We start from the raw sequence: 23,415 nt of genomic DNA on the forward strand, positions 1-23,415 counted from the left end.
CGCCGTGCAGGAAGCGAATACCGATCGTGCAATCGGTTCCATCCGAATCGGGCGATATCCGGCCGCATTTGCTTGACTCATGGTCCGGCCCCCCGTAGGTATCCGGCCCTCGGCTAGCCCCGTCTCAAGACGTCGGACGCCGTCAGATGCAGCACTTCGTGTGCGGCGCCGCTCCCGTTACTACAGGGGGCCAAGGCCGCATGTGTTCAGACCACCGTCGATGGGATCGTCCCATCTTGGCGGTGTATCGTTGTTGATGGCGGTGTTTGGTTCTCGATATTAGGCTGGTCGCCGACTTTCGAGGATTGGGAAGGGCGTATGCCGACCATCAACCAGCTGATCGCAAAGGGACGCGAACCCGCTCCCAAGCGCAATAAGGTTCCCGCTCTGCAGGGTTGCCCGCAGAAGCGCGGCGTCTGCACTCGCGTCTACACGACCACCCCGAAGAAGCCGAACTCGGCTCTTCGTAAGGTCGCCAAGGTGCGCCTGACCAACGGCTTCGAAGTCGTGAGTTATATCCCTGGTGAGGGTCACAACCTGCAGGAGCACAGCGTCGTGCTGATCCGCGGCGGGCGCGTGAAGGATCTACCAGGCGTGCGCTATCACATCCTGCGTGGCGTGCTCGACACCCAGGGAATCGCAAAACGTCGTAAGCGCCGGTCGCTCTACGGCGCCAAGCGGCCGAAGTAAGAGGATATCGAGGCATGAGCCGCCGCCGCCGCGCAGTAAAGCGCGACATCCTTCCGGACCCCAAGTTCGGTGACGTCGTCATCACGCGTTTCATGAATGCGCTGATGTACGACGGCAAGAAATCCACCGCCGAGAGCATCGTCTATGGTGCGCTCGAGTCCATGCGCCGTCGTGGTGGCTCTGCCGCCGACCCGGTCCGCATGTTCCACGAAGCGCTGGACAACGTGAAGCCGGCCGTCGAGGTCCGTTCGCGTCGCGTCGGTGGTGCCACCTACCAGGTGCCCGTCGAAGTCCGCACCGAGCGCCGCCAGGCTCTGGCGATCCGCTGGCTCATCGATAGCTCACGCAAGCGCGGCGAGCACACGATGCAGGACCGGCTGTCGAACGAGTTGCTGGATGCAGTGAACAATCGCGGTTCCGCCGTGAAGAAGCGCGAAGATACGCATCGGATGGCCGAAGCCAATAAGGCCTTCAGCCACTACCGCTGGTAGCAAGCGCAGCCGTCTAGTTAGAACCCTTCCAACCCGACCGACCGGCGCCATTCGGCGGGTCAACGGAGAGAGACAATGGCAAAGGCTAAATTTGAGCGGAACAAGCCGCACTGCAACATCGGCACGATCGGCCATGTTGACCACGGCAAGACGTCGCTGACTGCTGCAATTACCAAGACGCTGGCGAAGTCCGGCGGCGCCGTCTACACGGCCTACGACCAGATTGACAAGGCTCCTGAGGAGCGCGCTCGCGGCATCACGATCTCGACTGCCCATGTCGAGTACGAGACCAAGAACCGCCATTACGCCCACGTCGATTGCCCGGGCCACGCCGACTACGTGAAGAACATGATCACCGGTGCCGCCCAGATGGACGGTGCGATCCTGGTCGTGTCCGCAGCCGATGGCCCGATGCCGCAGACCCGCGAGCACATCCTGCTTGCCCGTCAGGTCGGCGTTCCGGCACTGGTCGTGTTCCTGAACAAGGTTGATCAGGTCGATGATCCCGAGCTGCTCGAGCTCGTCGAGATGGAAGTGCGCGAGCTGCTTTCGTCCTACCAGTTCCCGGGCGACGACATTCCGATCGTGAAGGGCTCCGCGCTCGTCACCCTGAATGACGGCGACAAGACCCTCGGCGAGAATTCGGTGATCGAGCTGATGGCGGCAGTCGATGCCTACATCCCGCAGCCCGAGCGCATGATCGACCGTCCGTTCCTGATGCCGATCGAGGACGTGTTCTCGATCTCCGGCCGTGGCACCGTCGTCACCGGCCGCGTCGAGCGCGGCGTCGTCAATGTCGGCGAGGAAGTCGAGATCGTCGGCATCAAGAACACCGTCAAGACCGTCGTTACCGGCGTCGAGATGTTCCGCAAGCTGCTCGATCGCGGGCAGGCCGGCGACAACATCGGCGCGCTGCTGCGCGGCACGAAGCGTGAAGACGTCGAGCGCGGCCAGGTGCTTGCAAAGCCGGGTTCGATCACCCCGCACACCAAGTTCAAGGCCGAGGCCTACATCCTGACGAAGGAAGAGGGTGGCCGTCACACGCCGTTCTTCACCAACTATCGTCCGCAGTTCTACTTCCGCACGACCGACGTGACCGGTGTGGTTCAGCTTCCCGAGGGCACCGAGATGGTGATGCCGGGCGACAACATTTCGATGGATGTCGAGCTGATTGCCCCGATCGCGATGGACGAGGGTCTTCGTTTCGCAATTCGCGAAGGTGGCCGCACAGTCGGCGCCGGCGTGGTTGCATCGATCCAGGCCTGAAACCCAGCCGAGACAGAGGCCCCGAACTGAAGTTGGACTTGAGTTAATATGGACAACCAGAACATCCGCATTCGCCTGAAGGCGTACGATCACCGCGTGCTGGATAACAGCACAAAGGAAATCGTTAACACGGCGAAGCGTACGGGTGCGCGGGTTCGGGGTCCTATCCCGCTGCCGACGCATATCGAGAAATTCACCGTTAACCGCTCCCCTCATGTGGACAAGAAAAGCCGCGAGCAGTTCGAGATTCGGACTCATCGCCGGCTGCTCGACATCGTCGAGCCGACACCGCAAACCGTGGACGCACTCATGAAGCTCGACCTCGCCGCCGGCGTGGATGTCGAGATCAAGCTGTAAGGTCCAGACGATGCGCACCGGATTGATTGCAAAAAAGCTGGGTATGACCCGGCTTTTCAAGGACGACGGCACACATGTGCCGGTCACCGTCCTGCACCTCGACAATGTGCAGGTGGTCGATGTTCGTACCCAGGCTCGCGACGGCTACAACGCCGTCCAGCTCGGTTACGGCAACGCCAAGGTGAAGCATGTTTCCAAGCCGAACCGTGGCCACTTCGCCGGCCTGAAGGTCGAGCCGAAGAAGAAGCTCGCGGAGTTCCGCGTAGCCGAAGACGCCCTGCTCGAGTCCGGCGTCACCCTGTCTGCCGCCCATTTCGTGGTCGGCCAGAAGGTTGACGTGACCGGGACCAGCAAGGGCAAGGGCTTCGCCGGCGGTATGAAGCGCTGGAACTTCGCAGGTCTCGAAGCCTCGCACGGCGTGTCGGTCAGCCATCGGTCCCTCGGATCGACCGGTAACCGCCAGGATCCGGGCAGGACCTTCAAGAACAAGAAGATGCCTGGCCATCTCGGCATGGAGCGGGTGACCACTCTGAACCTCGAGATCGCTCTCGTGGATGCAGAGCGGAGCCTCGTCATGGTTCGCGGTTCCATTCCCGGTGGCAAGAATGGCTACGTGCGGATCCGCGATGCGATCAAGAAGGCTCGCCACGTCGATGCGCCGTATCCGGCCGCACTCGTCGAAGCGGCAGCCACCACACCGGCTGCAGGCTGAGGAAGAGGGCAATGGACGTCGATATCAAGACCCTCGACAACGGTAGCGCTGGTTCGACCAGCCTGCCTGACGAGATTTTCGGGGCAACCCCGCGCAGCGACATCATGGCGCGCGTGGTTCAGTGGCAGCTCGCCAAGCGCCGTGCCGGCACCCACAAGGTGAAGGGCATGGGCGAGGTTTCGGGCACCACCCGCAAGCCCTACAAGCAGAAGGGCACCGGTAACGCCCGCCAGGGTTCGCTGCGCGCTCCGCAGTTCCGGACCGGTGGCGCCGTGCATGGACCCGTCGTGCGCAGCCACGCCTTCAGCCTTCCCAAGAAGGTTCGCCGGCTCGGCCTGATCTCGGCGCTGTCGCAGAAGCATGCGGATGGCAAGCTGATCGTCCTCGACGTGGCGAACGGCACGGCCAAGACCGCCGAGCTCGCGGCGAAGCTGAAGGTTCTCGGCTGGACATCGGCACTGATCGTGGATGGCATCGTGGACGAGGCGTTCCTGCGCTCCGCCCGCAACCTGCCCAAGATCGACGTGCTGCCGTCCGTCGGCGCCAACGTCTACGACATCCTGAACCATGAAGTTCTGGCGATCACCCGCGCCGGGCTCGAAGGCCTGAAGGAGCGCCTGGCATGACCAATATCCTGGCGATCCGCCGGTCGGCCGAGCGCATGTCGCGCGAGGCGATGTATGACATCGTCCGCGCGCCGCTGATCACCGAGAAGGCCACCGCGCTTTCCGAGAAGAACCAGGTCGTGTTCCGGGTATCGATCGATGCGACCAAGCCGCAGATCAAGGCTGCGGTCGAGGGTCTGTTCGGTGTGAAGGTTCTCGGGGTGAACACGCTGATCCAGAAGGGCAAGACGAAGCGCTTCCGTGGTCGTCCTGGTGTTCGTTCCGACGTCAAGAAGGCGTTTGTGCAGCTTGCGGAGGGTCAGTCGATCGATCTCTCCGCCCGGCTCGCCTGACGCGGGGTAGATTTCGATGGCATTAAAGCACTTTAAGCCTGTCACACCGTCGCTGCGCGGAACGGTCCTGATCGACCGCAGCGAACTGTGGAAGGGCAAGCCGGTCAAGACCCTCACCGAGGGCAAGCACAATACCGGTGGACGTAACAATCACGGTCGGACGACATCGTTCTTCCGGGGTGGTGGTCACAAGCGGACCTATCGTTTCGTGGACTTCAAGCGTCGCAAGTTCGACGTTGTCGGCACGATCGAGCGGATCGAGTATGACCCGAACCGCACGGCGTTCATCGCGCTGGTGAAGTACGCCGATGGCGAGCTGGCCTATATCCTGGCTCCCCAGCGTATCAAGGCTGGCGACCAGGTGATTGCCGGCGCACGCGTCGACATCAAGCCGGGTAACGCGATGCCGCTGTCGGCCATTCCGGTCGGCACGATCGTGCACAACATCGAGCTGAAGCAGGGCGCCGGCGGCAAGATGTCGCGCTCCGCGGGCACCTATGCCCAGCTGGTCGGCAAGGATAGCGGCTACGCGCAGATCAAGCTGCAGTCCGGCGAATTGCGCGTCGTTCGCGGCGAATGCATGGCGACTGTCGGTGCGGTGTCGAACCCGGACAACATGAACCAGAGCATCGGCAAGGCCGGTCGCGCACGCTGGATGGGCCGTCGTCCGCATAACCGCGGCGTCGTCATGAACCCGGTCGACCATCCGCACGGTGGTGGTGAGGGTCGTACGTCGGGCGGTCGTCATCCGGTTACCCCGTGGGGCAAGCCGACCAAGGGCTACAAGACGCGTGGTAACAAGCGCACCGACAGCCTGATCATCCGTCGCCGCAAGACCGGCAAGTAAGGGGGGCAAACAGAGATGGCACGTTCCGTCTGGAAAGGCCCGTTCGTTGACGGGTATCTGCTGAACAAGGCCGAGGCGTCGCGCGCATCGGGTCGTAACGAAGTGATCAAGATCTGGTCGCGTCGCTCCACGATCCTGCCGCAGTTCGTCGGCCTCGTGTTCGGTGTCTATAACGGTCACAAGTTCCTGCCCGTGCAGGTCAACGAGAACATGGTCGGACACAAGTTTGGCGAGTTCTCGCCGACGCGCACCTTCACAGGGCATTCGTCCGACAAGAAGGCGAGGCGCGGCTAACATGAGCAAGCCGAAGCACACACGCGCCCTCGGCGAGACCGAGGCGCAGGCGATCACCCGGAACATCCGCGTCAGCCCACGCAAGCTGAACCTGGTTGCCGGCCTGATCCGCAACAAGCCGGTGGCGCAGGCCGTCGCGACGCTGACCTTCAGCAAGCGACGGATCGCGCTCGCCGTGAAGAAGACGCTCGAGAGCGCCATCGCCAACGCCGAGAACAACCATCAGCTCGACGTCGACCAGCTGGTCGTGAAGCACGCCGAAGTCGGCAAGGCGATCGTGATGCGCCGCTTCCATGCCCGCGGTCGTGGCCGGTCGGCGCAGATCGAGAAGTTCTTCAGCCACCTCAAGATCGTGGTGGCCGAGCAAGCGGTCGCGGTTCCGGCTCCCAAGAGCCCGGCTCCCGAGAACACCGAGCAGAAGGCGGCCTGATCCATGGGTCACAAGGTCAATCCGATCGGGCTCCGGCTCGGCATCAATCGCACCTGGGACAGCCGCTGGTACGCCGGCGCTGACTACGCGAAGCTGCTGCATGACGACCTGAAGCTGCGCAGCTACCTGCGCAAGAAGCTGTCCGGTGCCGGCGTGTCGCGCGTCGTGATCGAGCGTCCGGCGAAGAAGCCGCGCGTGACGATCTATGCCGCACGGCCTGGCGTCGTCATCGGCAAGAAGGGCCAGGACATCGACGTGTTGCGTCGTGATCTCGCCCGCATGGCGAAGACCGACGTCGCGCTGAACATCGTCGAGATCCGCAAGCCGGAAATCGATGCGCAGCTGGTTGCCGAGAACATCGCGCAGCAGCTCGAGCGTCGGGTGGCGTTCCGTCGCGCCATGAAGCGTGCCGTTCAGTCCGCGATGCGTCTCGGCGCACAGGGCATCCGCATCAACTGCGGCGGACGTCTCGGTGGCGCAGAGATCGCCCGCGTCGAGTGGTATCGCGAAGGCCGGGTGCCGCTGCACACGCTTCGCGCCGACATCGACTACGGCGTCGCAACCGCAAAGACGACCTATGGCACGTGCGGCGTGAAGGTCTGGATCTTCAAGGGCGAGATCCTGACCCACGACCCGCTGTCGCAGGACCGTCGTGCCGCCGAGCAGGCGCCGCAGCGCTGATCAGACCCCGGGCCATGCCTGGCGCCTTAGGATAGACGAACATGCTTTCCCCGAAGCGGACGAAATACCGCAAGGCCCACAAGGGCCGCATTCATGGACTGGCCAAGGCCGGCACGACGCTGAACTTCGGTGCGTTCGGCCTGAAGGCCCTGGAGCCGGAGCGGGTGACCGCCCGGCAGATCGAAGCCTCGCGCCGTGCGATCACACGTGCGATGAAGCGCGCGGGCCGCGTCTGGATCCGGATCTTCCCGGACGTTCCGGTCTCGACAAAGCCTGCCGAAGTCCGCATGGGCTCCGGCAAGGGATCGCCCGAGTTCTGGGTGGCCCGGGTGAAGCCGGGTCGCATCGTGTTCGAGATCGACGGCGTGCCGGTCGAGATCGCGAAGCAGGCTCTGGCACTCGGCGCTGCGAAGCTGCCGATCAAGACCAAGTTCGTGACCCGCATCGGGGAGGCCTGAGATGGCGAAAGCAACCAAGCCGTCTGAGCTGCGGGCGAAGACGGAGGACGAGCTGAACACTTTGCTGCTCGACCTTAAGAAGGAGCAGTTCAACCTGCGCTTCCAGCGTGCCGTCGGTCAGACCGAGGGTGCGAGCCGTGTGCGTGAAGTGCGGCGCGAAATTGCGCGGCTCAAGACCGTGCAGCATTCCAACAAAAAGTCCGTGGCAGTCGCCGCGGCGAAGTCCTGAGAGGAGACGGGCGATGCCTAGGCGCGTCCTCACGGGGCGGGTAACGAGCGACAAGATGGACAAGACCATTACGGTTCTGGTCGATCGTCGAGTCATTCATCCGCTCTACAAGAAGTTCATCCGTCGCTCCAAGAAGTATGCGGCGCACGACGAAGCCAACGAGTGCAAGATCGGCGACACCGTTCGTATTCTCGAGTGCCCGCCGATCAGCAAGCGCAAGACCTGGACCGTGGTGACACGCAACGGGACGGCCATGGGTGACGCCAGCACGGTTGCGACCGCGCCGACTTCGCTCGAATCCGTGTCGGCCTGAAGGGGCTAGAGACCAATGATCCATCCCGAGACCAACCTGGACGTGGCCGATAATTCGGGCGCACGTCGGGTGCAGTGCATCAAGGTGCTGGGCGGCTCCAAGCGGAAGACCGCCTCGGTCGGCGACGTGATCGTCGTTTCCATCAAGGAAGCGATCCCACGCGGCAAGGTAAAGAAGGGCGACGTTCACCAGGCGGTGATCGTGCGAACGTCTTTCCCGGTCCGCCGTGCGGACGGCAGCGCGATCCGTTTCGATCGCAACGCCGCGGTGCTGATCAACAAGCAGCAGGAGCCGATCGGCACCCGCATCTTCGGCCCGGTCGTCCGTGAACTGCGTGCGCGCAAGTTCATGAAGATCATCTCGCTGGCACCGGAGGTGCTGTGATGGCTGCTCGTATCAAGAAGGGCGACCAGGTTCTCGTCATCACCGGTTCCTCCAAGGGCACCCGTGGCGAAGTCCTGTCGGTATCGCCGACCGCCTCCAAGGCGATCGTTCGCGGCGTGGCCTTGGCCAAGCGTCATACCAAGCCGAGCCAGGGTCAGCCGGGTGGCATCATCGAGCGTGAAGCCTCGGTGCACCTGTCGAACCTGAAGCTGATCGATCCCAAGAGCGGCAAGCCGACCAAGGTCGGTTTCCGGGTGATCGAGGGCGGCGCCAAGGTCCGTGTCGCCAAGGCGACCGGCGAAATCATCGAGAGCTGAGGAGGCGACGATGTCAGACACAACGGAAGTCCGTGCCCTGCCTCGCATGCAGCAGCGCTACAACGACGAGATGCGTGCTGCACTGCGCGAGCAGTTTGGCTACAAGAACGTGATGCAGGTTCCGCGTCTCGAGAAGATCGTCATCAACATGGGTGTCGGCGAAGCCGCCGGCGACCAGAAGAAGCTCGATGCGGCCGTTGCCGAATTGACCCTCATCGCCGGCCAGAAGCCGGTGAAGACGGTCGCGAAGAAGGCGATCGCCGGCTTCAAGATCCGTGAAGGCCTGCCGATCGGCACCAAGGTGACGCTTCGCAAGGTCCGCATGTATGAGTTCCTTGATCGTCTGGTGACGATCGCGATGCCGCGCGTGCGCGACTTCCGCGGTCTGGCCCCGAACAAGGGCTTCGACGGTCGCGGCAATTTCGCGATGGGTGTCAAGGAACAGATCGTGTTTCCTGAGATCAACTACGATAAGGTGGATCAGGTCCGCGGCATGGACATCATCTTCGTGACCACTGCGAAGACCGATGCCGAGGCGAAGGCTCTCTTGAAGGCGTTCGATCTGCCGTTCGTCGCCGGATAAGGTGGCGGTCGGCGGTATATCCGTCTTTACCGACTAGAAGCTTTTTTTGGAAAACCGCTGGGCGAGCCCGGCAGGTTCCGGAGGGTAGAACAAGGCATGGCTAAGACTTCCAGCGTCAATCGCAACCTCAAGCGCACTGCAATGGCAGCGCGCGACAAGGGCAAGCGGTCGGCACTCAAGAACATCGTTATGGATCGTACGCTCCCCGTGGAGGACCGGTTCGAGGCTTCGTTGAAGCTCGCCGAGCTGCCGCGCAACGGATCGCGTGTCCGCGTGAAGCTGCTCTGCAAGCTGACCGGGCGTTCGCGCGCCAATTATCGGAAGTTCGGCCTCAGCCGAATTGCCCTGCGCGATTTGGCTAGCTCGGGGCAGATCCCCGGCATGGTCAAGTCGAGCTGGTAAGGAGCACGACCCATGTCCATGTCCGATCCACTGGGTGACATGCTCACCCGGATCCGCAATGCACAGCGTGCCCGTCACGTCGCGTGCGTTGCTCCCGCATCCAAGCTCCGTGCGAACGTCCTCGAGGCGCTGCGTCGCGAGGGCTACATCCGTGGCTTCAAGCTCGAAGAGATCCGCACGGGCATCGCCCAGCTGCGCATCGAGCTGAAATACACGGACGGCGAGCCGGTCATCAAGGAGATCCATCGCGTCTCCAAGCCGGGCCGTCGTGTCTATTCGAAGATCAAGGAGCTGCCCCGGGTCTATGCCGGTCTCGGCGTCTCGATCCTGTCGACGCCTCGCGGCGTCCTGTCCGATGCGGAAGCCCGCGCTGCCAATGTTGGCGGCGAGGTTCTGTGCCGGGTCTTCTGAGGAGGGATGCATGTCACGCGTAGGCAAATATCCCGTTGAAATTCCTCAGGGCGTCGATGTTGCGATCGCCGGCGGAATTCTGACGGCAAAAGGCAAGCTCGGTCAGCTCACGCTGCCGTTGTCCCATCATGTCGAGACGACGATCGCCGACAACCGCGTCACCGTGGTGCCGATCGGTACGGCGTCGCAGGCACGGATGATGTGGGGAACCACACGGTCGCTGGTCGCTGCGATGGTGAAGGGCGTGTCCACCGGATACGCCAAGACCCTCGAGATCACCGGTACCGGTTATCGCGCCTCGGTCCAGGGCACCAACCTGGTCATGAACCTCGGTTATTCGCACGATATCGTCTATCCGATCCCGGCCGGCATCAAGATCACGACCCCGAAGCCGACATCGGTGACGGTCGAAGGCGTGAGCAAGCAGCAGGTCGGCCAGGTGGCCCTCGATATCCGGAACTTCCGCGCACCCGAGCCCTACAAGGGCAAGGGCGTGCGCTACAACGACGAAGTCATCCGGCGCAAGGAAGGCAAGAAGAAGTAATGAGCACGCAACAGGAATTGCGGGAGCGGCGGCGCGTACGCCTCCGTTTCCAGCTCCGCCGCAAGGCCGGTGGCCGTCCGCGCCTGTCGGTGTTCCGCTCGGGCAAGAACATCTACGCCCAGGTGATCGACGACGTCGCCGGCCGTACGCTCGCTGCCGCCTCGTCGCTGGACAAGAGCCTGCGCGAGCAGTCGAAGTCCGGCGCCGACAAGGATGCTGCAGCGGCTGTCGGCAAGCTGGTCGCCGAACGCGCCCTTGCTGCCGGCGTGAGCCAGGTCGTGTTTGATCGCGGCTCCTATCTTTATCATGGGCGCGTCAAGGCGCTGGCGGAGGCTGCTCGCGAGGGCGGCCTCGCCTTCTAAGGAAAGGTCACGACATGGCACGTGAACCGAGAGAAGGCGGCCGTGGAGGCCGTGAGCGCGAGCGGGATCGCGATGGCGACGAACTGATCGACAAGTTGGTCACCATCAACCGCGTCGCCAAGGTGGTGAAGGGTGGACGTCGTTTCGCCTTCGCCGCCCTGGTCGTTGTGGGTGACCAGAAGGGTCGGGTCGGCTACGGCGCCGGCAAGGCTCGCGAAGTTCCCGAGGCGATCCGCAAGGCGACCGACCGTGCGAAGCGCGCGATGATCCGCGTGCCGATGAAGGAGGGCCGTACCCTCCATCATGACGTCACCGGTCATTACGGCGCAGGCAAGGTCGTGCTGCGATCGGCAGAGGCCGGAACCGGCATCATCGCCGGCGGCCCGATGCGCGCAGTGTTCGAGAGCCTGGGCATCGGCGACGTCGTTGCGAAGTCGCTCGGCAGCCGCAACTCGCACAACATGGTCAAGGCGACCTTCAACGCACTCGAGCGTTGCGCCAGCCCGCGTTCGGTCGCGAACCGTCGCGGCAAGAAGGTCTCCGACATCCTGGGCAAGCGCGATGGCGTTGCCGCGGAGGGCGCAGATGTCTGAGACCGAGAATACCGCCGCCGTCGCCGGCCGGGTCCGCGTCAAGCAGATCGCGTCCGGCAATGGTCGCAAGCCGGGTCAGCAGGCAACGCTGATCGGGCTCGGCCTGAACAAGGTGGGCAAGGTTCGTGAGCTGGAGGATACCCCCTCCGTTCGCGGCATGCTCCGCAAGGTGCACCACCTGGTTAAGGTGGGGGATTGACATGGAACTGAACCAACTCCGCGACAACGACGGCGCGCACTACCGCAAGAAGCGGCTTGGACGCGGCATCGGCTCCGGCAAGGGCAAGACCTCCGGCCGAGGTGTCAAAGGTCAGAAGGCACGTGAAGGCGTCTCGCTAAATGGATTCGAGGGCGGTCAGCTCCCGATCTATCGGCGTCTGCCGAAGCGCGGCTTCAAGAACATCTTCCGCAAGGTGTATGCGCCGATCAACCTCGACACGATCGAGCAGGCTTTCGTGGACGGCAAGCTTGCCGCCGGCGAGACCGTCACCGAGGAGAGCCTGCACAAGGCCGGCCTGATCGGAAGCGGCAAGTATGCCGGTATCCGGTTGCTGGCCAGCGGCGAGCTGACGCGTGCGGTGACGTTCGAGCTGTCCGGCGCCTCGGTGTCTGCCATCGCGGCGGTCGAGAAAGCCGGCGGGTCGGTCAAGACCACCGTCGTCAAGAAGGTCAAGCCGGAAGCATGAAGGCCTTAGGGCCGGGTCGGGGCATGTCTCCTCCCGGCCTTCCGGATCTCTCTGTTTCAGGTTGCTTCAACCGACATCCGAGCTAAACAGACAGCGCCCCCGCGGAATCCCCGCAGCGGCGCTGTTCTTGTGAAAGGGACGCGCGCATGGCCTCCGCGGCCGAGCAGCTTGCAGCCAATATGAACCTCAGCACCTTCTCGAAGGCGACTGAGCTCAAGAAACGCATCTGGTTTACCCTTGGCGCGCTGATCGTCTATCGCCTCGGCACCTACATTCCCGTTCCGGGTGTGGATGCACGGGTCATGGGTCAGCTGCTGTCGCAGAACCAGGGCGGCATCCTGGGCATGTTCGACATGTTCTCGGGTGGCGCACTCGGTCGAATGACCGTGTTTGCGCTGAACATCATGCCGTACATCAGCGCGTCCATCATCGTGCAGCTGATGTCGTCCGCGATCCCCACCCTCGAGGCGATCAAGAAGGAGGGTGAGTCCGGGCGCAAGAAGCTCAACCAGTATACCCGCTACCTGACCGTGCTGATCGCACTGTTCCAGGCCTACGGCATATCGGTCGGGCTGGAGAACATGCACGGCGTCGGCGGCACGTCGGCGGTCATCGATCCGGGGATGTTCTTCCGTTTTTCCTGCGTGGTGACGCTGGTCGGGGGCACGATGTTCCTGATGTGGCTCGGCGAGCAGATCACGTCGCGCGGCGTCGGCAACGGAATCTCGCTGATCATCTTCGCCGGTATCGTCGCCAACCTGCCGCATGCGCTCGCGACCCTGTTCCAGCTTGGCTACACCGGTGGATTGTCGCCGGTGTTCGTCGTGTTGTTCCTGGTGCTGGCCGCGGCGGTGATCGCGTTCATCGTGTTCATGGAGAGCGCCCAGCGACGGGTGGTGATCCAGTATCCCAAGCGCCAGGTCGGAAACCGGATGTCGGGTGGCGAATCGAGCCACATGCCGCTCAAGGTGAACACCGCCGGCGTCATCCCGCCGATCTTCGCGAGTTCGGTGCTCCTGATCCCGGTCACGATCTCCGGCTTCGCGTCCGGCAACGCCAACATGCCGCACTGGCTCAGCTTCCTGGCCCAGGAACTCGGGCAGGGACAGCCGCTCTACATGCTGTTCTATGCGGCGATGATCCTGTTCTTCTCATTCTTCTATGCGGCCGTGGCGTTCAATCCGGTCGAGACCGCCGACAATCTGCGCAAGCAGGGTGGCTTCATTCCGGGGATCCGGCCCGGCGCGAACACGTCCGACTATCTCGACCGCATCCTGGTCAGGCTGACCACGATCGGCGCGCTCTACCTGGTGGTGGTGTGCCTGCTGCCGCAAATCCTGATCAGCCGCTACAACGTGCCGTTCTACTTCGGCGGCACCAGCCTGATCATCATCGTCTCGGTCACCATGGATACCGTGACGCAGATCCAGTCCCACCTGCTGGCGCACCAGTATGAAGGCCTGATCCGCAAGTCTCGCGGACGGACGAGAATTCGGTGAACCTGATCTTTCTCGGCCCGCCAGGTGCGGGCAAGGGGACCCAGGCAAAGCGCCTGGAGACCCTGCACGGTATCATCCAGATATCGACCGGCGACATGCTCCGGGCCGAAGTCCAGGGCGGTACCGAGATCGGGCGCCAAGCCAAGGCTGTCATGGATTCAGGCAACCTTGTGTCCGACGAGATCCTGATTGCCATGCTCGGCGCCAGGATCGTTCGACCGGATTGTGCCAGGGGGTTCATCCTGGATGGGTTCCCCCGTACGACGGTGCAGGCGGAAGCGCTGGACCTGTTGCTGGCGCGACTCGGGCTGAAGCTCGATGCCGTACTGTCACTGCAGGTGGACGAGGCGGAACTGACCGAGCGAATCGCCGGCCGGTACACCTGCGCAAAATGCGGCGCCGGCTATCACGACAGCTTCAAGCGTCCTCGCGTCGAGAACACCTGTGATGTCTGTGGCAGCCACGAGTTCACACGACGTGACGACGACAAGCGCGAGACGGTGGCGGCCAGGCTGGATGCCTACCGGGACCAGACGGCGCCGATCCTGCCGCATTACGCGGCTCAGGGCCTGGTACACACGATCGATGGCATGGCCAACATCGACACCGTCAGTGCCGCAATCGATGCAGCTCTTGCAAAGACGCATAAAAGGTGATCATCACGCAAAGTTGATCCAGTTTCGTTGACTCAGGGTGTGCCGACGCTATAGTGCGCGCCCTCAGCCAAGCGTTCCGCGGACGTCCATTTCGGATGCCCTGGAGCTTGGCAAAATCCGATCATCCGGGAGCAGACCGTTCGCGGTTTCGCTCGTGAGACGAAGACTTCTCCCGGGTGCGGGATGAATTTCATGCCTGGCGGCAGCCGGGGTATCAGGCCGGGCAGGTTGCCGGGCGGACGAGGAGTGACTGGCGTGGCGCGTATTGCCGGCGTGAATATCCCGACCACAAAGCGTGTGGTTATCGGCCTGACCTATATCTTCGGGATTGGTCCGACCAAGGCGAAGCAGATCTGCACCCAGCTGGCGATTCCTGCCGAGCGCCGGGTCAACGAGCTGTCCGATGACGAGATCCTCCACATTCGCGAACTGATCGATCGTGACTACCGCGTCGAGGGTGACCTTCGTCGTGAACTGTCGATGAACATCAAGCGGCTGATGGATCTGGGTTGCTACCGCGGCCTGCGCCATCGTCGTGGCTTGCCGGTTCGCGGTCAGCGCACCCACACCAACGCCCGCACCCGCAAGGGCAAGGCCGTGGCGATCGCCGGCAAGAAGAAAGCCACGAAGTGATCTTCGGCGTTTCGCCTTAGTCGCATCCCGCGCGTCCTTTCCGGGGCGCGCCAATGAACAGTCAGGACGAACAGAACCATGGCGAAAGCCGCCACACCGCGCGTCCGTAAGAAAGAGCGCAAGAACATCATCTCCGGCGTGGCGCATGTGCTGTCCACGTTCAACAATACGATGATCACCATCGCCGACGCGCAGGGTAACGCGATTGCCTGGTCGTCCGCCGGCAGCCAGGGCTTCAAGGGTTCGCGCAAGTCGACCCCGTACGCGGCCCAGGTCGCCGCCGAGGACGCCGGCAAGAAGGCCCGCGAGCACGGCATGGAGACGCTGGAGATCGAGGTTTCGGGTCCGGGCTCGGGCCGCGAGAGCGCGCTTCGGGCGCTGCAGGCGGTCGGCTTCTCGATCACTGCCATCCGCGACATGACGCCGATCCCGCATAACGGTTGCCGTCCGCGGAAGCGTCGCCGGGTCTGATCTCAAAAGGATCGTCCTGACTTATCGCCGCTGGGCCACCCCGGCGGCTCCGGCTGCCGTCCGAACCGCTCTCCCGAGTGTTTGGGCGGCGGTTCCTCGTTTTGAAAGGCCACTCTCTTGGTCCTCCAGAAGAACTGGCAGTCCCTGATCAAGCCGGAAAAGCTGGAAGTCGAGCCCGGCGCCGAGCCCTTGCGCACTGCAACGATCGTTGCAGAGCCGTTGGAGCGTGGCTTCGGCATGACGCTCGGCAATGCGATCCGTCGCATCCTGCTGTCCTCGCTTCAGGGCGCTGCCGTCACTGCCTTGCAGATCGATGGCGTGCTGCACGAGTTCTCGTCGATCGCGGGCGTTCGCGAAGACGTCACGGACATCGTGCTCAACATCAAGCAGCTCGCGCTTCGCATGCATGGCGAAGGCCCGAAGCGCATGGTGCTGACCGCCACGGGCCCGGGTGAAGTTCGTGCCGGCCAGATCCAAACCGGCCACGACATCGAGGTGATGAACCCCGACCTGGTGATCTGCACGCTCGATGACGGCGTGAAGCTCGGCATGGAGTTCACCGTCAATCTCGGCAAGGGCTACGTCCCCGCCGTGGCGAACCGCCCGGAAGATGCCCCGATCGGCCTGATACCGATCGATGCGATCTACTCGCCGGTCCGTCGCTGCTCGTACAAGGTCGAGCCGACCCGCGTGGGTCAGGTCACCGACTACGACAAGCTGCTGCTGACGGTCGAGACCAACGGTGCCGTCACCCCCGAGGACGCGGTGGCTCTCGCCGCCCGCATCCTGCAGGACCAGCTCCAGCTGTTCATCAACTTCGATGAGCCGCGCCCGGTCCGGACGGAAGAGCCGCAGGACGACCTGCCGTTCAACCGCAACCTGCTGCGCAAGGTCGACGAGCTCGAGCTGTCGGTGCGTTCGGCGAACTGCCTGAAGAACGACAACATCGTCTATATCGGCGACCTCGTTCAGAAGACCGAGCAGGAAATGCTGCGCACTCCGAACTTCGGTCGCAAGTCGCTCAACGAGATCAAGGAGGTCCTCACCTCCATGGGTCTGGCACTGGGGATGAATGTCCCGTCCTGGCCGCCCGAGAACATCGAAGATCTGGCCAAGCGGCTCGACGAGCCGTTCTAACCCACTTACCGGGCTGTTTGGCCGGATAACCAGGATACAATCACCATGCGTCACGGTGTAGCCGGCCGTAAGCTCGGCGTTACCTCTTCCCATCGCCTCGCCATGTTTCGCAACATGGCGGTCGCGCTGATCAAGCACGAGCAGATCACCACCACCCTGCCCAAGGCGAAGGAACTTCGTCCGGTTGCCGAGAAGCTCATCACGCTCGGCAAGCGCGGCAATCTGCATGCGCGTCGTCAGGCCTATGCGCAGCTTCGTGACGACGTCATCGTCACCAAGCTGTTTGGCGTGATCGCCGAGCGCTACAAGGGCCGCCAGGGCGGATACACCCGCGTCCTGAAGGCTGGCATGCGTCACGGCGATGCTGCCGATATGGCGGTGATCGAGCTGGTCGAGCGCGACGTTGCGGCCAAGGGCCTCGATAGTGGCCCGAAGCCGGAGCTGGTCGAGAGCGAGAACGACTTCGCCTGATCCAGTCCCTCGAGGCTGGAACGATATCGGGGCGGCCAGGTGAAAGCCCGGCCGCCTTTTTCATGTCGAAATCTCGAAAACATGCATCATCGGTGCCGAACCGCATCGAATGACCATTGGCGGTACGCGGGCTGCATGACAGCTTTGGCAACATCTTGCCGGAGACGCGCCGCTCATGACGCTCCACGTCGCTCTGACGCATCGGACCGCCTATCGCTATGACCGTCCGATCACGCTCGGGCCGCAGACGATCCGGCTGCGCCCGGCGCCGCACTCCCGCACCCCGGTGCTGTCGTACGCGCTGACCGTCGAGCCGCCCGACCATTTCATCAACTGGCAGCAGGACCCGCAGGGCAATTTCCTTGCCCGCGTGGTGTTCCCCGAGCGGGTCACCCAGTTCTCGGTCACGGTCGATCTCGTCGCGGACATGGCGACGATCAACCCGTTCGACTTCTTTCTCGAGCCGGAAGCCGAGGAATGGCCATTCGCCTACGATCCGGTGCTTCACACCGAACTGGCGCCGTTCCGTGATGTCGAGGCGCCCGGCCCCGTGCTGAACACGTTGCTCGCGGGGATCTCGCGCGACACGCAGCGAACCGTGCCGATGCTGGTGGCATTGAACGCGATGCTTCGGGATCGAGTGGATTACATCGTCCGCATGGAGCCGGGCGTCTGGACGCCGGAGCAGACGCTGGCCGAGGGCAGGGGCTCCTGCCGGGACTCGGCATGGCTGTTCGTGCATGTGGCCCGCAACCTCGGACTGGCGGCACGTTTCGTGTCCGGGTACCTGATCCAGCTCAGGCCCGATCCCGACACCCAGGGCGAAGGCCCGCAGGGCGCGTCGGCGGATTTCACCGACCTGCATGCCTGGGCCGAGGTCTATCTTCCCGGTGCCGGCTGGATCGGCTTCGACGTCACCTCCGGCCTTCTGACCGGCGAGGGTCATATCCCGCTCGCGGCAAGTCCGGAACCCGGTTCGGCCGCGCCGATCAGCGGGCTGGTCGAACGAAACGAGGGCACATTCGAGTTCGAGATGTCGGTCGCCCGGATCGCCGAGAGCCCGCGCACCACTGCGCCCTATCCGGAGCCCACCTGGCAGGCGATCCTTGCCATGGGTGCCTCGGTCGACCGGGCCCTGTCGGATGGCGACGTCCGGCTGACCATGGGCGGCGAACCGACTTTCATCTCCGCCACCGACATGGATGCGGACGAGTGGAACTCCGATGCGCTCGGCCCGACCAAGCGTCCGCTTGCCGGCCGGCTGATCCGCAAGCTGCTCCCGGAATGGTCGCCGGGTGCCGTGCTGCAGTATGCCACCGGCAAGCACTATCCCGGCGAGCAACTCCCGCGCTGGGCGATCCATGCGATCTGGCGTCGCGACGGCGAGCCGGTCTGGCGCGATGTCTCGCTGCTCGCCTCGGACGACGATACCGGCACGGCGACCACGCCCGATGCCGCGCGCTTCGCCCGCGCGCTGGCGGTCGAACTCGGGCTGAACCCGGACCGGGTGCTGCCGGCGTACGAGGACATCCACTATCACCTCTGGCGAGAGCACCGGCTGCCCGCCAACGTCCTCGTCGAGGATGCCAGGCTTGCCGATCCGCTGGAGCGGGCACGACTGGCAAGGGTCTATGGCCAAGGACTGACGTCCGAGGTCGGCAGCGTGCTGCCGTTGCACCGGATCGCCGAGGGCAGCTTCCGGACCTGGCAGACCGGTCCGTGGCTGGTGCGCTCGGACCTGCTGTTCCTGGTGCCCGGCGACAGTGCGATCGGCGTACGCCTGCCGTTGCAAAGCCTGGAATGGATGGAGCCGGGAGCGCTCGAGACCAGGTTCGAGCGCGACCCCTTCGCACCGGTCGAGCCGCTGCAGGCGGCAGCCGATCCCGTGGCGCAGAGACGAGGGTCTCGTGCCAGCTATGCCGCGCCAAGCAGGATGGCATCGCCCGGACCCCCGCTCGTGCTGACCGACAGTGCCGATGCCGCCACCAGTATGGAAGAGCTGAGCGGGCAGGCCATGCCACCCCGCCCTCCGAGCCAGCTTCACACGACGACCCCGCCCGGACCGACGCTGGATGTCATGCGACCGCAGCAGCAGGCCGAGGACAGGCAGTCCGGAGGAGCGGGCGCCAAGGGCCCGAACGAGGCCGCGCAGCCGGTCCGGACCGCGCTCACCGTCGAGGCGAGGCGGGGACTGATCCATGTGTTCCTGCCGCCGCTGTATCTGGCCGAGGACTGGCTGGACCTGGTCGCGGCGATCGAGAGCGTGGCTCAGCACGACGGCCGCAAGATCGTGCTCGAAGGGTATGCGCCGCCGCACGATGTCCGGCTGCAGACCTTCTCGGTCACCCCCGACCCCGGGGTGATCGAGGTCAACGTGCATCCGGCGGTAAACTGGGCCGAGCAGGTCGAGCGCACCGAGCTGCTGTACCGGATGGCGCGGGGTATCGGGCTCGGGACCGAGAAGTTCCTGCTGGACGGTCGCCATGTCGGCACCGGCGGCGGCAACCACGTGGTGATGGGTGGTGCCAAGCCGGAAGACAGCCCGTTCCTCCGCCGTCCCGACCTGCTGAAGTCGCTGATCGGCTTCTGGCACAACCATCCCAGCCTGTCGTACCTGTTTTCCGGCCTGTTCATCGGCCCGACCAGCCAGCATCCGCGGGTGGACGAGGCGCGCCAGGACAGCCTTGCCGAGCTGGAAATCGCGTTCGCGCAGATCGTGCCGGGCAAGCCGGTGCCGCATTGGCTGGTCGACCGGCTGTTGCGCAACCTGCTGGTCGACATGACCGGCAACACGCACCGGACCGAGTTCTGCATCGACAAGCTGTATGCACCGGAAAGCAGCTCGGGCCGTCTCGGCCTAGTCGAATTGCGGGCGATGGAAATGCCGCCGCATCCGCAGATGGCGGTGGCCCAGGCACTGCTGTTGCGGGCTGCCGTGGCCGCGTTCTGGCATACGCCGTACGAACGGACCCTGATCCGCTGGGGCACGCGCCTGCATGACGAGTTCATGCTGCCGCATTTTGTGGCGCAGGATCTGAAGGATGCCCTCGAGGAGCTGGCCGGCTTCGGCTTCCGGCTCGAGCCGGAATGGTTCGCGCCGCACCATGCTTTCCGGTTCCCGCTCGCGGGCAGCGTCACGGTCGATGGCATCACCATCGCGCTGCGCCAGGCGCTGGAGCCCTGGCCGGTGCTGGGCGAGACGCCGGGGATCGGCGGCACGGTGCGTCACGTCGACAACTCGGTCGAGCGGATCGAGGTCCGTGTCGATGGCTGGGTGGACGAGCGCTACGTGCTCGCCTGCAACGGCGTGGCGGTACCGCTGACACCGACCGCACGGGTGGGCGAGGCGGTGGCCGGGGTCCGGTTCAAGGCGTGGGAGCCGGCCTTCGGGATGCACCCGGTGCTGCCGGCGCAGACCCCGCTGGTCTTCGACGTGTATGACCGGTGGAGCGGCCGGTCGATCGGCGGGCTGACCCATCACGTGGCGCATCCGGGCGGCCGCAACTACGACACCAGGCCGGTGAACGCGTCCGAGGCGGAGGCGCGGCGTCGGGCCCGGTTCCAGCCGTTCGGACACACGCCTGGCCCGATGCAGGAGCCGCTGATCGCGACGTCGAAGGAGCTTCCCCGCACGCTCGACCTGCGCCGGGTGGCGTTCGGCGCTTGACGGTCGGATGTCCCGGGGGACGATAGTCTCCCGGGCACGTTGTGACACGAAGCCCGTGGAGATCGCGCCGTGAACGCCCCGCCCGTCGTCTACCTGTTCTCGTTCCTTCTGGCTGCCGGTGCGGCCGGGCTGATCTCCCTCCGCCACGACGCCACAAACGTGCTGGCGGGCCTGCTGGTGATCATGGCGCTGCTTTTGCCGGCCTGGCTCAAGATGGTCGGCCAGTGGCAGCGGGCGGTGGTGCTGCGGCTGGGTCGGTTTCGCGGCGTGCGCGGCCCGGGATTGTTCTTCCTGATCCCGTTCATCGAGACCATCCAGACGCTGGTCGACATGCGCATCCGCACCACCGAGATCCGGGCCGAGGAGGCGTTGACGCGCGACACGGTCTCGATCGCCATGGATGCGATCGTGTTCTGGCGGGTGATCGATGCAGCCAAGGCCGCCCTGGAGATCGACGATTTCCGGCTGGCGGTGGAGCGCGTCGCGCAGACGTCCCTGCGTGAGATGATCGGCACGCACGACCTGTCGCGGCTGCTGTCGGATCGCCAGGTGGCGGACCAGGAACTGCAGCGCGCCATCGGTGCGAAGACGGTCAGCTGGGGCGTGACCATCACCTCGGTCGAGATCAAGGATATCGGCATCCCGGCTTCGTTGCAGGACGCGATGAGCCGGCAGGCGCAGGCCGAGCGGGAGAAGCAGGCGCGCGAGACGCTGGCCTCGGCGGAAGTGGGCGTGGCGCGGCAGGTCAGGGAGGCGGCGCTGATCTACGCGTCCGATCCGATCGCCCTGAAGCTGCGGCAGATGAACCTGGTGTACGAGATGAACAAGGAGCGTGGCACCACGATCATCATCCCGAGCGACCTCGCCTCGGCGCTGGGCCAGCTGTTCACGCGCGATATCGCGCCGCCCCAGCCTGATCCGGGGCCGGGCGCACCCATATAAACCCTATGGATAGACTGGATGCTTTGCCGTTCCTACGTGTCATCGATCTGGAGACGACCGGGAACAGTTTCACCGATGGCGGCGTGGTCGAGATCGGTTGGCAGGATGTGGGCTCGGACGGGCAGGGCGGCTGGACGCTGACGGGATCGCCCGGAGCGATCCTGATCGATCCGGGTAACCCGATCAGCCCGGCGACCGCTGCGATCCACCACATCATCGACGAGGACGTGGCAGGTGCGCCGCGCTGGCAGCACGCCGCACCGGATGTGCTTCGGGCAGCCCCGGGACCGGCGCCGCGGGCGCTGGCGGCGCACCGCTCGAGTTTCGAGCAGCGCTGGTGCGTGCCGGCAATGACCGGCGGGCTGCCGTGGATCTGCACCTACAAGTGCGCGCTGCGGATCTGGCCCGATGCTCCCGGCCATTCCAACCAGGGCCTGCGCTACTGGCGGCGTCCGGCGGGCATGGACCGGGCAACGGGGCTGCCGGCGCATCGGGCCGGGCCGGATGCCTACGTCACGGCGTTCCATCTGCGCGACATGCTGGCGGTGGCGTCGCTGGAGCAGTTGCTGCTCTGGTCGGCCGAGCCCGCGCTGCTGGTCAAGGTGCCCTACGGCCGGTTGCGTGGCCGTCGCCTTGCAGACATGTCAAGCGAGGATCTGGAGAGCCTGCTGGCGGGCGAGCGCGTGGACGCCGAAATCGCGTTCTCCGCACGCCACCATCTCGCGCTACGATGCGCCGACGTGCCGCCCGCTTCGTCGCCGGATACGAGGAACGACCTGCTGATCTGATCGTCCCCGGCCAGATCAGGCCGCGCCGGGCTGGTCGTGCAGCATCGTGTGGATGAAGCCGAGCTTCTCCCGCACCAGGCGGGAGATCACGAACGGATACAGGTCGGACAGCCCCATGCTGCGGTTCAGGCTGTTCATCGCGAACACCAGCGGCACCCACTGGTCGATGATCCGGTCCATGCTGATGGCGGCATACGGATCGATGGCGATTTCGACCTCCAGCCCCTCGGCGTGCGGCACCGTCGGTTTCACGTCCAGCCCGAAGGCGCTGGCGGTCTCCAGCGTGTCCATGATGTGCAGGTAGTGCGCCCAGGTCTCGGCGAAATCCTCCCACGGATGGCTGGTCGCATACGCGCTGATGGTGCGCTCCTGCCAGTCCGGCGCCGGGCCGTTGGCGTAGTGCCGTTTCAGCGCCTGCGCATAGTCGGCGCGCTCGTCGCCGAACAGGCTCCGGAAGGCTCCAACCCGGTTCTGATCGCGCACCAGCCGGTCCCAGATCCAGTGCCCGACCTCATGGCGGAAATGTCCGAGCAGGGTGCGGTAGGTCTCGTGCATCCGGTGACGCATCTCCTCGCGGTGTGCGTCGTCGGCTTCCTGCACATTGATGGTGATGACGCCGTCCTCGTGCCCGGTCAGGATCTTCGGCCCTCCCGGCAGCGGGTCGAGGAAGTCGAACACCAGACCCTCGGCAGGGTCGTCGATCCGGTTCGGCAGCGGGATGCCGAGCCGGATCAGCGAATAGAACAGCCGGTGCTTGGCAATCTCGAGGCGCTGCCAGAGCAGCACGGTATGGTCGTTGCCGAGGCCGGGGATGATCCGGTTATGGCGGCAGGCAGCGCAATAGGTCTCGGCCGCTTCCGCATCGACCAGCCAGTTGCAGGCGTCCCGTCCGGCATTCTCGCAAAGCCGCACCCGCGCGTTGGCCGCCCCCATCGCCTCGTATACGTCGGTGCTGCCGTCTCCGGTAATGATCAGTGCCGAGATCGTTGCCTGATGCGGCAGGTAGCCGAGCGCCATGCCACACTGATCGCAGAAGCGGTTTTCGAAGAACAGCAGGTTGCCGCAGTTCTGGCAGTTGAACAGCTTCATCGGGTCATCCTGGCGGGCTGCGGATGCCGCGTCATGCTGAATAACGCACCGGCA

Annotated in this window: 34 protein-coding genes; 33 read left to right on the forward strand and 1 reads right to left on the reverse strand. The window is 64.5% G+C overall.

Going from position 1 to position 23,415, the window contains the following annotated elements; translation table 11 throughout:
• The first annotated feature begins 318 nt into the window (after positions 1 to 318).
• The 33 genes from rpsL (at position 319) to HN018_RS05340 (ending at position 22,272) form a co-directional block, all read left to right on the forward strand.
• Positions 319 to 690, forward strand: coding sequence for a 30S ribosomal protein S12 (gene rpsL, locus HN018_RS05180; protein WP_171834511.1), 372 nt, complete (start codon positions 319 to 321; stop codon positions 688 to 690).
• A gap of 14 nt (positions 691 to 704) precedes the next feature.
• On the forward strand, positions 705 to 1,181 hold the full coding sequence (gene rpsG, locus HN018_RS05185; protein ID WP_171834512.1) for a 30S ribosomal protein S7: 477 nt from the start codon (positions 705 to 707) through the stop codon (positions 1,179 to 1,181).
• Between the two features lie 75 nt (positions 1,182 to 1,256).
• Positions 1,257 to 2,447 carry an elongation factor Tu gene (gene tuf / locus HN018_RS05190; protein WP_171834513.1) on the forward strand — a complete coding sequence of 397 codons (1,191 nt, stop codon included), beginning with the start codon at positions 1,257 to 1,259 and terminating at the stop codon, positions 2,445 to 2,447.
• A 48-nt stretch (positions 2,448 to 2,495) separates the two neighbouring features.
• Positions 2,496 to 2,804, forward strand: coding sequence for a 30S ribosomal protein S10 (gene rpsJ / locus HN018_RS05195; protein ID WP_012227960.1), 309 nt, complete (start codon positions 2,496 to 2,498; stop codon positions 2,802 to 2,804).
• 10 nt (positions 2,805 to 2,814) lie between these two features.
• On the forward strand, positions 2,815 to 3,516 hold the full coding sequence (rplC, locus tag HN018_RS05200; protein ID WP_171834514.1) for a 50S ribosomal protein L3: 702 nt from the start codon (positions 2,815 to 2,817) through the stop codon (positions 3,514 to 3,516).
• Between the two features lie 11 nt (positions 3,517 to 3,527).
• On the forward strand, positions 3,528 to 4,142 hold the full coding sequence (gene rplD, locus HN018_RS05205; protein ID WP_171834515.1) for a 50S ribosomal protein L4: 615 nt from the start codon (positions 3,528 to 3,530) through the stop codon (positions 4,140 to 4,142).
• A gap of 35 nt (positions 4,143 to 4,177) precedes the next feature.
• Entirely contained in the window at positions 4,178 to 4,474 is a 297-nt protein-coding gene (locus tag HN018_RS05210) for a 50S ribosomal protein L23 (protein WP_171834955.1), read from the forward strand.
• 16 nt (positions 4,475 to 4,490) lie between these two features.
• The gene (gene rplB, locus HN018_RS05215; RefSeq protein ID WP_171834516.1) at positions 4,491 to 5,321 is read left to right on the forward strand and encodes a 50S ribosomal protein L2; all 831 of its coding nucleotides are present in this window, start codon (positions 4,491 to 4,493) and stop codon (positions 5,319 to 5,321) included.
• Positions 5,322 to 5,336: 15 nt separating this feature from the next.
• Positions 5,337 to 5,615, forward strand: a complete 279-nt coding sequence (rpsS, locus tag HN018_RS05220) for a 30S ribosomal protein S19 (RefSeq protein WP_171834517.1) — start codon at positions 5,337 to 5,339, stop codon at positions 5,613 to 5,615.
• Between the two features lies 1 nt (position 5,616).
• Positions 5,617 to 6,045: a 50S ribosomal protein L22 gene (gene rplV / locus HN018_RS05225; protein WP_171834518.1), complete on the forward strand. Its 429-nt coding sequence runs from the start codon at positions 5,617 to 5,619 to the stop codon at positions 6,043 to 6,045.
• Between the two features lie 3 nt (positions 6,046 to 6,048).
• Entirely contained in the window at positions 6,049 to 6,726 is a 678-nt protein-coding gene (gene rpsC, locus HN018_RS05230) for a 30S ribosomal protein S3 (RefSeq protein ID WP_171834519.1), read from the forward strand.
• Between the two features lie 41 nt (positions 6,727 to 6,767).
• Entirely contained in the window at positions 6,768 to 7,184 is a 417-nt protein-coding gene (gene rplP / locus HN018_RS05235) for a 50S ribosomal protein L16 (protein ID WP_171834520.1), read from the forward strand.
• A gap of 1 nt (position 7,185) precedes the next feature.
• Positions 7,186 to 7,413 (forward strand): 50S ribosomal protein L29, encoded by a 228-nt coding sequence (gene rpmC / locus HN018_RS05240; RefSeq protein ID WP_171834521.1) that lies wholly within the window; start codon positions 7,186 to 7,188, stop codon positions 7,411 to 7,413.
• Positions 7,414 to 7,426: 13 nt separating this feature from the next.
• A complete protein-coding gene (rpsQ, locus tag HN018_RS05245) occupies positions 7,427 to 7,726 on the forward strand; it encodes a 30S ribosomal protein S17 (RefSeq protein WP_171834522.1) in 300 nt (99 codons plus the stop codon).
• A 15-nt stretch (positions 7,727 to 7,741) separates the two neighbouring features.
• The gene (rplN, locus tag HN018_RS05250) at positions 7,742 to 8,110 is read left to right on the forward strand and encodes a 50S ribosomal protein L14 (RefSeq protein WP_171834523.1); all 369 of its coding nucleotides are present in this window, start codon (positions 7,742 to 7,744) and stop codon (positions 8,108 to 8,110) included.
• Positions 8,110 to 8,427, forward strand: a complete 318-nt coding sequence (rplX, locus tag HN018_RS05255; protein WP_171834524.1) for a 50S ribosomal protein L24 — start codon at positions 8,110 to 8,112, stop codon at positions 8,425 to 8,427. The genes rplN and rplX overlap by 1 nt, the downstream gene beginning before the upstream one ends.
• Before the next feature lie 10 nt (positions 8,428 to 8,437).
• The gene (rplE, locus tag HN018_RS05260) at positions 8,438 to 9,010 is read left to right on the forward strand and encodes a 50S ribosomal protein L5 (RefSeq protein ID WP_171834525.1); all 573 of its coding nucleotides are present in this window, start codon (positions 8,438 to 8,440) and stop codon (positions 9,008 to 9,010) included.
• Positions 9,011 to 9,106: 96 nt separating this feature from the next.
• Positions 9,107 to 9,412 carry a 30S ribosomal protein S14 gene (gene rpsN, locus HN018_RS05265; RefSeq protein WP_171834526.1) on the forward strand — a complete coding sequence of 102 codons (306 nt, stop codon included), beginning with the start codon at positions 9,107 to 9,109 and terminating at the stop codon, positions 9,410 to 9,412.
• 12 nt (positions 9,413 to 9,424) lie between these two features.
• A complete protein-coding gene (rpsH, locus tag HN018_RS05270) occupies positions 9,425 to 9,823 on the forward strand; it encodes a 30S ribosomal protein S8 (protein WP_171834527.1) in 399 nt (132 codons plus the stop codon).
• 10 nt (positions 9,824 to 9,833) lie between these two features.
• Positions 9,834 to 10,367, forward strand: coding sequence for a 50S ribosomal protein L6 (gene rplF / locus HN018_RS05275; RefSeq protein ID WP_171834528.1), 534 nt, complete (start codon positions 9,834 to 9,836; stop codon positions 10,365 to 10,367).
• The gene (gene rplR, locus HN018_RS05280) at positions 10,367 to 10,729 is read left to right on the forward strand and encodes a 50S ribosomal protein L18 (protein ID WP_171834529.1); all 363 of its coding nucleotides are present in this window, start codon (positions 10,367 to 10,369) and stop codon (positions 10,727 to 10,729) included. The genes rplF and rplR overlap by 1 nt, the downstream gene beginning before the upstream one ends.
• 14 nt (positions 10,730 to 10,743) lie before the next feature.
• Positions 10,744 to 11,322, forward strand: a complete 579-nt coding sequence (rpsE, locus tag HN018_RS05285; protein WP_171834530.1) for a 30S ribosomal protein S5 — start codon at positions 10,744 to 10,746, stop codon at positions 11,320 to 11,322.
• Entirely contained in the window at positions 11,315 to 11,521 is a 207-nt protein-coding gene (gene rpmD / locus HN018_RS05290) for a 50S ribosomal protein L30 (protein ID WP_171834531.1), read from the forward strand. The genes rpsE and rpmD overlap by 8 nt, the downstream gene beginning before the upstream one ends.
• Before the next feature lies 1 nt (position 11,522).
• Positions 11,523 to 12,008, forward strand: a complete 486-nt coding sequence (gene rplO / locus HN018_RS05295) for a 50S ribosomal protein L15 (RefSeq protein WP_171834532.1) — start codon at positions 11,523 to 11,525, stop codon at positions 12,006 to 12,008.
• A 146-nt stretch (positions 12,009 to 12,154) separates the two neighbouring features.
• Positions 12,155 to 13,507 carry a preprotein translocase subunit SecY gene (gene secY, locus HN018_RS05300; protein WP_171834533.1) on the forward strand — a complete coding sequence of 451 codons (1,353 nt, stop codon included), beginning with the start codon at positions 12,155 to 12,157 and terminating at the stop codon, positions 13,505 to 13,507.
• On the forward strand, positions 13,504 to 14,163 hold the full coding sequence (locus tag HN018_RS05305) for an adenylate kinase (protein WP_171834534.1): 660 nt from the start codon (positions 13,504 to 13,506) through the stop codon (positions 14,161 to 14,163). Before secY ends, HN018_RS05305 begins: the two co-directional genes overlap by 4 nt.
• Positions 14,164 to 14,418: 255 nt before the next feature.
• Complete coding sequence (gene rpsM, locus HN018_RS05310) at positions 14,419 to 14,796, forward strand: 30S ribosomal protein S13 (protein WP_171834535.1); 378 nt, start codon at positions 14,419 to 14,421, stop codon at positions 14,794 to 14,796.
• A 78-nt stretch (positions 14,797 to 14,874) separates the two neighbouring features.
• Entirely contained in the window at positions 14,875 to 15,267 is a 393-nt protein-coding gene (gene rpsK, locus HN018_RS05315; protein ID WP_171834536.1) for a 30S ribosomal protein S11, read from the forward strand.
• A 117-nt stretch (positions 15,268 to 15,384) separates the two neighbouring features.
• Positions 15,385 to 16,404 (forward strand): DNA-directed RNA polymerase subunit alpha, encoded by a 1,020-nt coding sequence (locus HN018_RS05320; RefSeq protein ID WP_171834537.1) that lies wholly within the window; start codon positions 15,385 to 15,387, stop codon positions 16,402 to 16,404.
• A 45-nt stretch (positions 16,405 to 16,449) separates the two neighbouring features.
• Positions 16,450 to 16,875 (forward strand): 50S ribosomal protein L17, encoded by a 426-nt coding sequence (gene rplQ, locus HN018_RS05325; RefSeq protein WP_171834538.1) that lies wholly within the window; start codon positions 16,450 to 16,452, stop codon positions 16,873 to 16,875.
• Positions 16,876 to 17,050: 175 nt separating this feature from the next.
• Entirely contained in the window at positions 17,051 to 20,542 is a 3,492-nt protein-coding gene (locus HN018_RS05330; protein ID WP_171834539.1) for a transglutaminase family protein, read from the forward strand.
• Between the two features lie 69 nt (positions 20,543 to 20,611).
• Entirely contained in the window at positions 20,612 to 21,484 is an 873-nt protein-coding gene (locus tag HN018_RS05335) for a slipin family protein (protein ID WP_204259676.1), read from the forward strand.
• A 23-nt stretch (positions 21,485 to 21,507) separates the two neighbouring features.
• On the forward strand, positions 21,508 to 22,272 hold the full coding sequence (locus HN018_RS05340; protein ID WP_204259677.1) for a DNA polymerase III subunit epsilon: 765 nt from the start codon (positions 21,508 to 21,510) through the stop codon (positions 22,270 to 22,272).
• Between the two features lie 15 nt (positions 22,273 to 22,287).
• Here HN018_RS05340 and HN018_RS05345 read toward each other — a convergent pair whose 3' ends face one another.
• The gene (locus HN018_RS05345) at positions 22,288 to 23,361 is read right to left on the reverse strand and encodes a zinc-binding metallopeptidase family protein (RefSeq protein WP_171834541.1); all 1,074 of its coding nucleotides are present in this window, start codon (positions 23,359 to 23,361) and stop codon (positions 22,288 to 22,290) included.
• Positions 23,362 to 23,415: the final 54 nt, after the last annotated feature.

The sequence above is a fragment of the Lichenicola cladoniae genome, assembly GCF_013201075.1.
Classification (GTDB): domain Bacteria; phylum Pseudomonadota; class Alphaproteobacteria; order Acetobacterales; family Acetobacteraceae; genus Lichenicola; species Lichenicola cladoniae.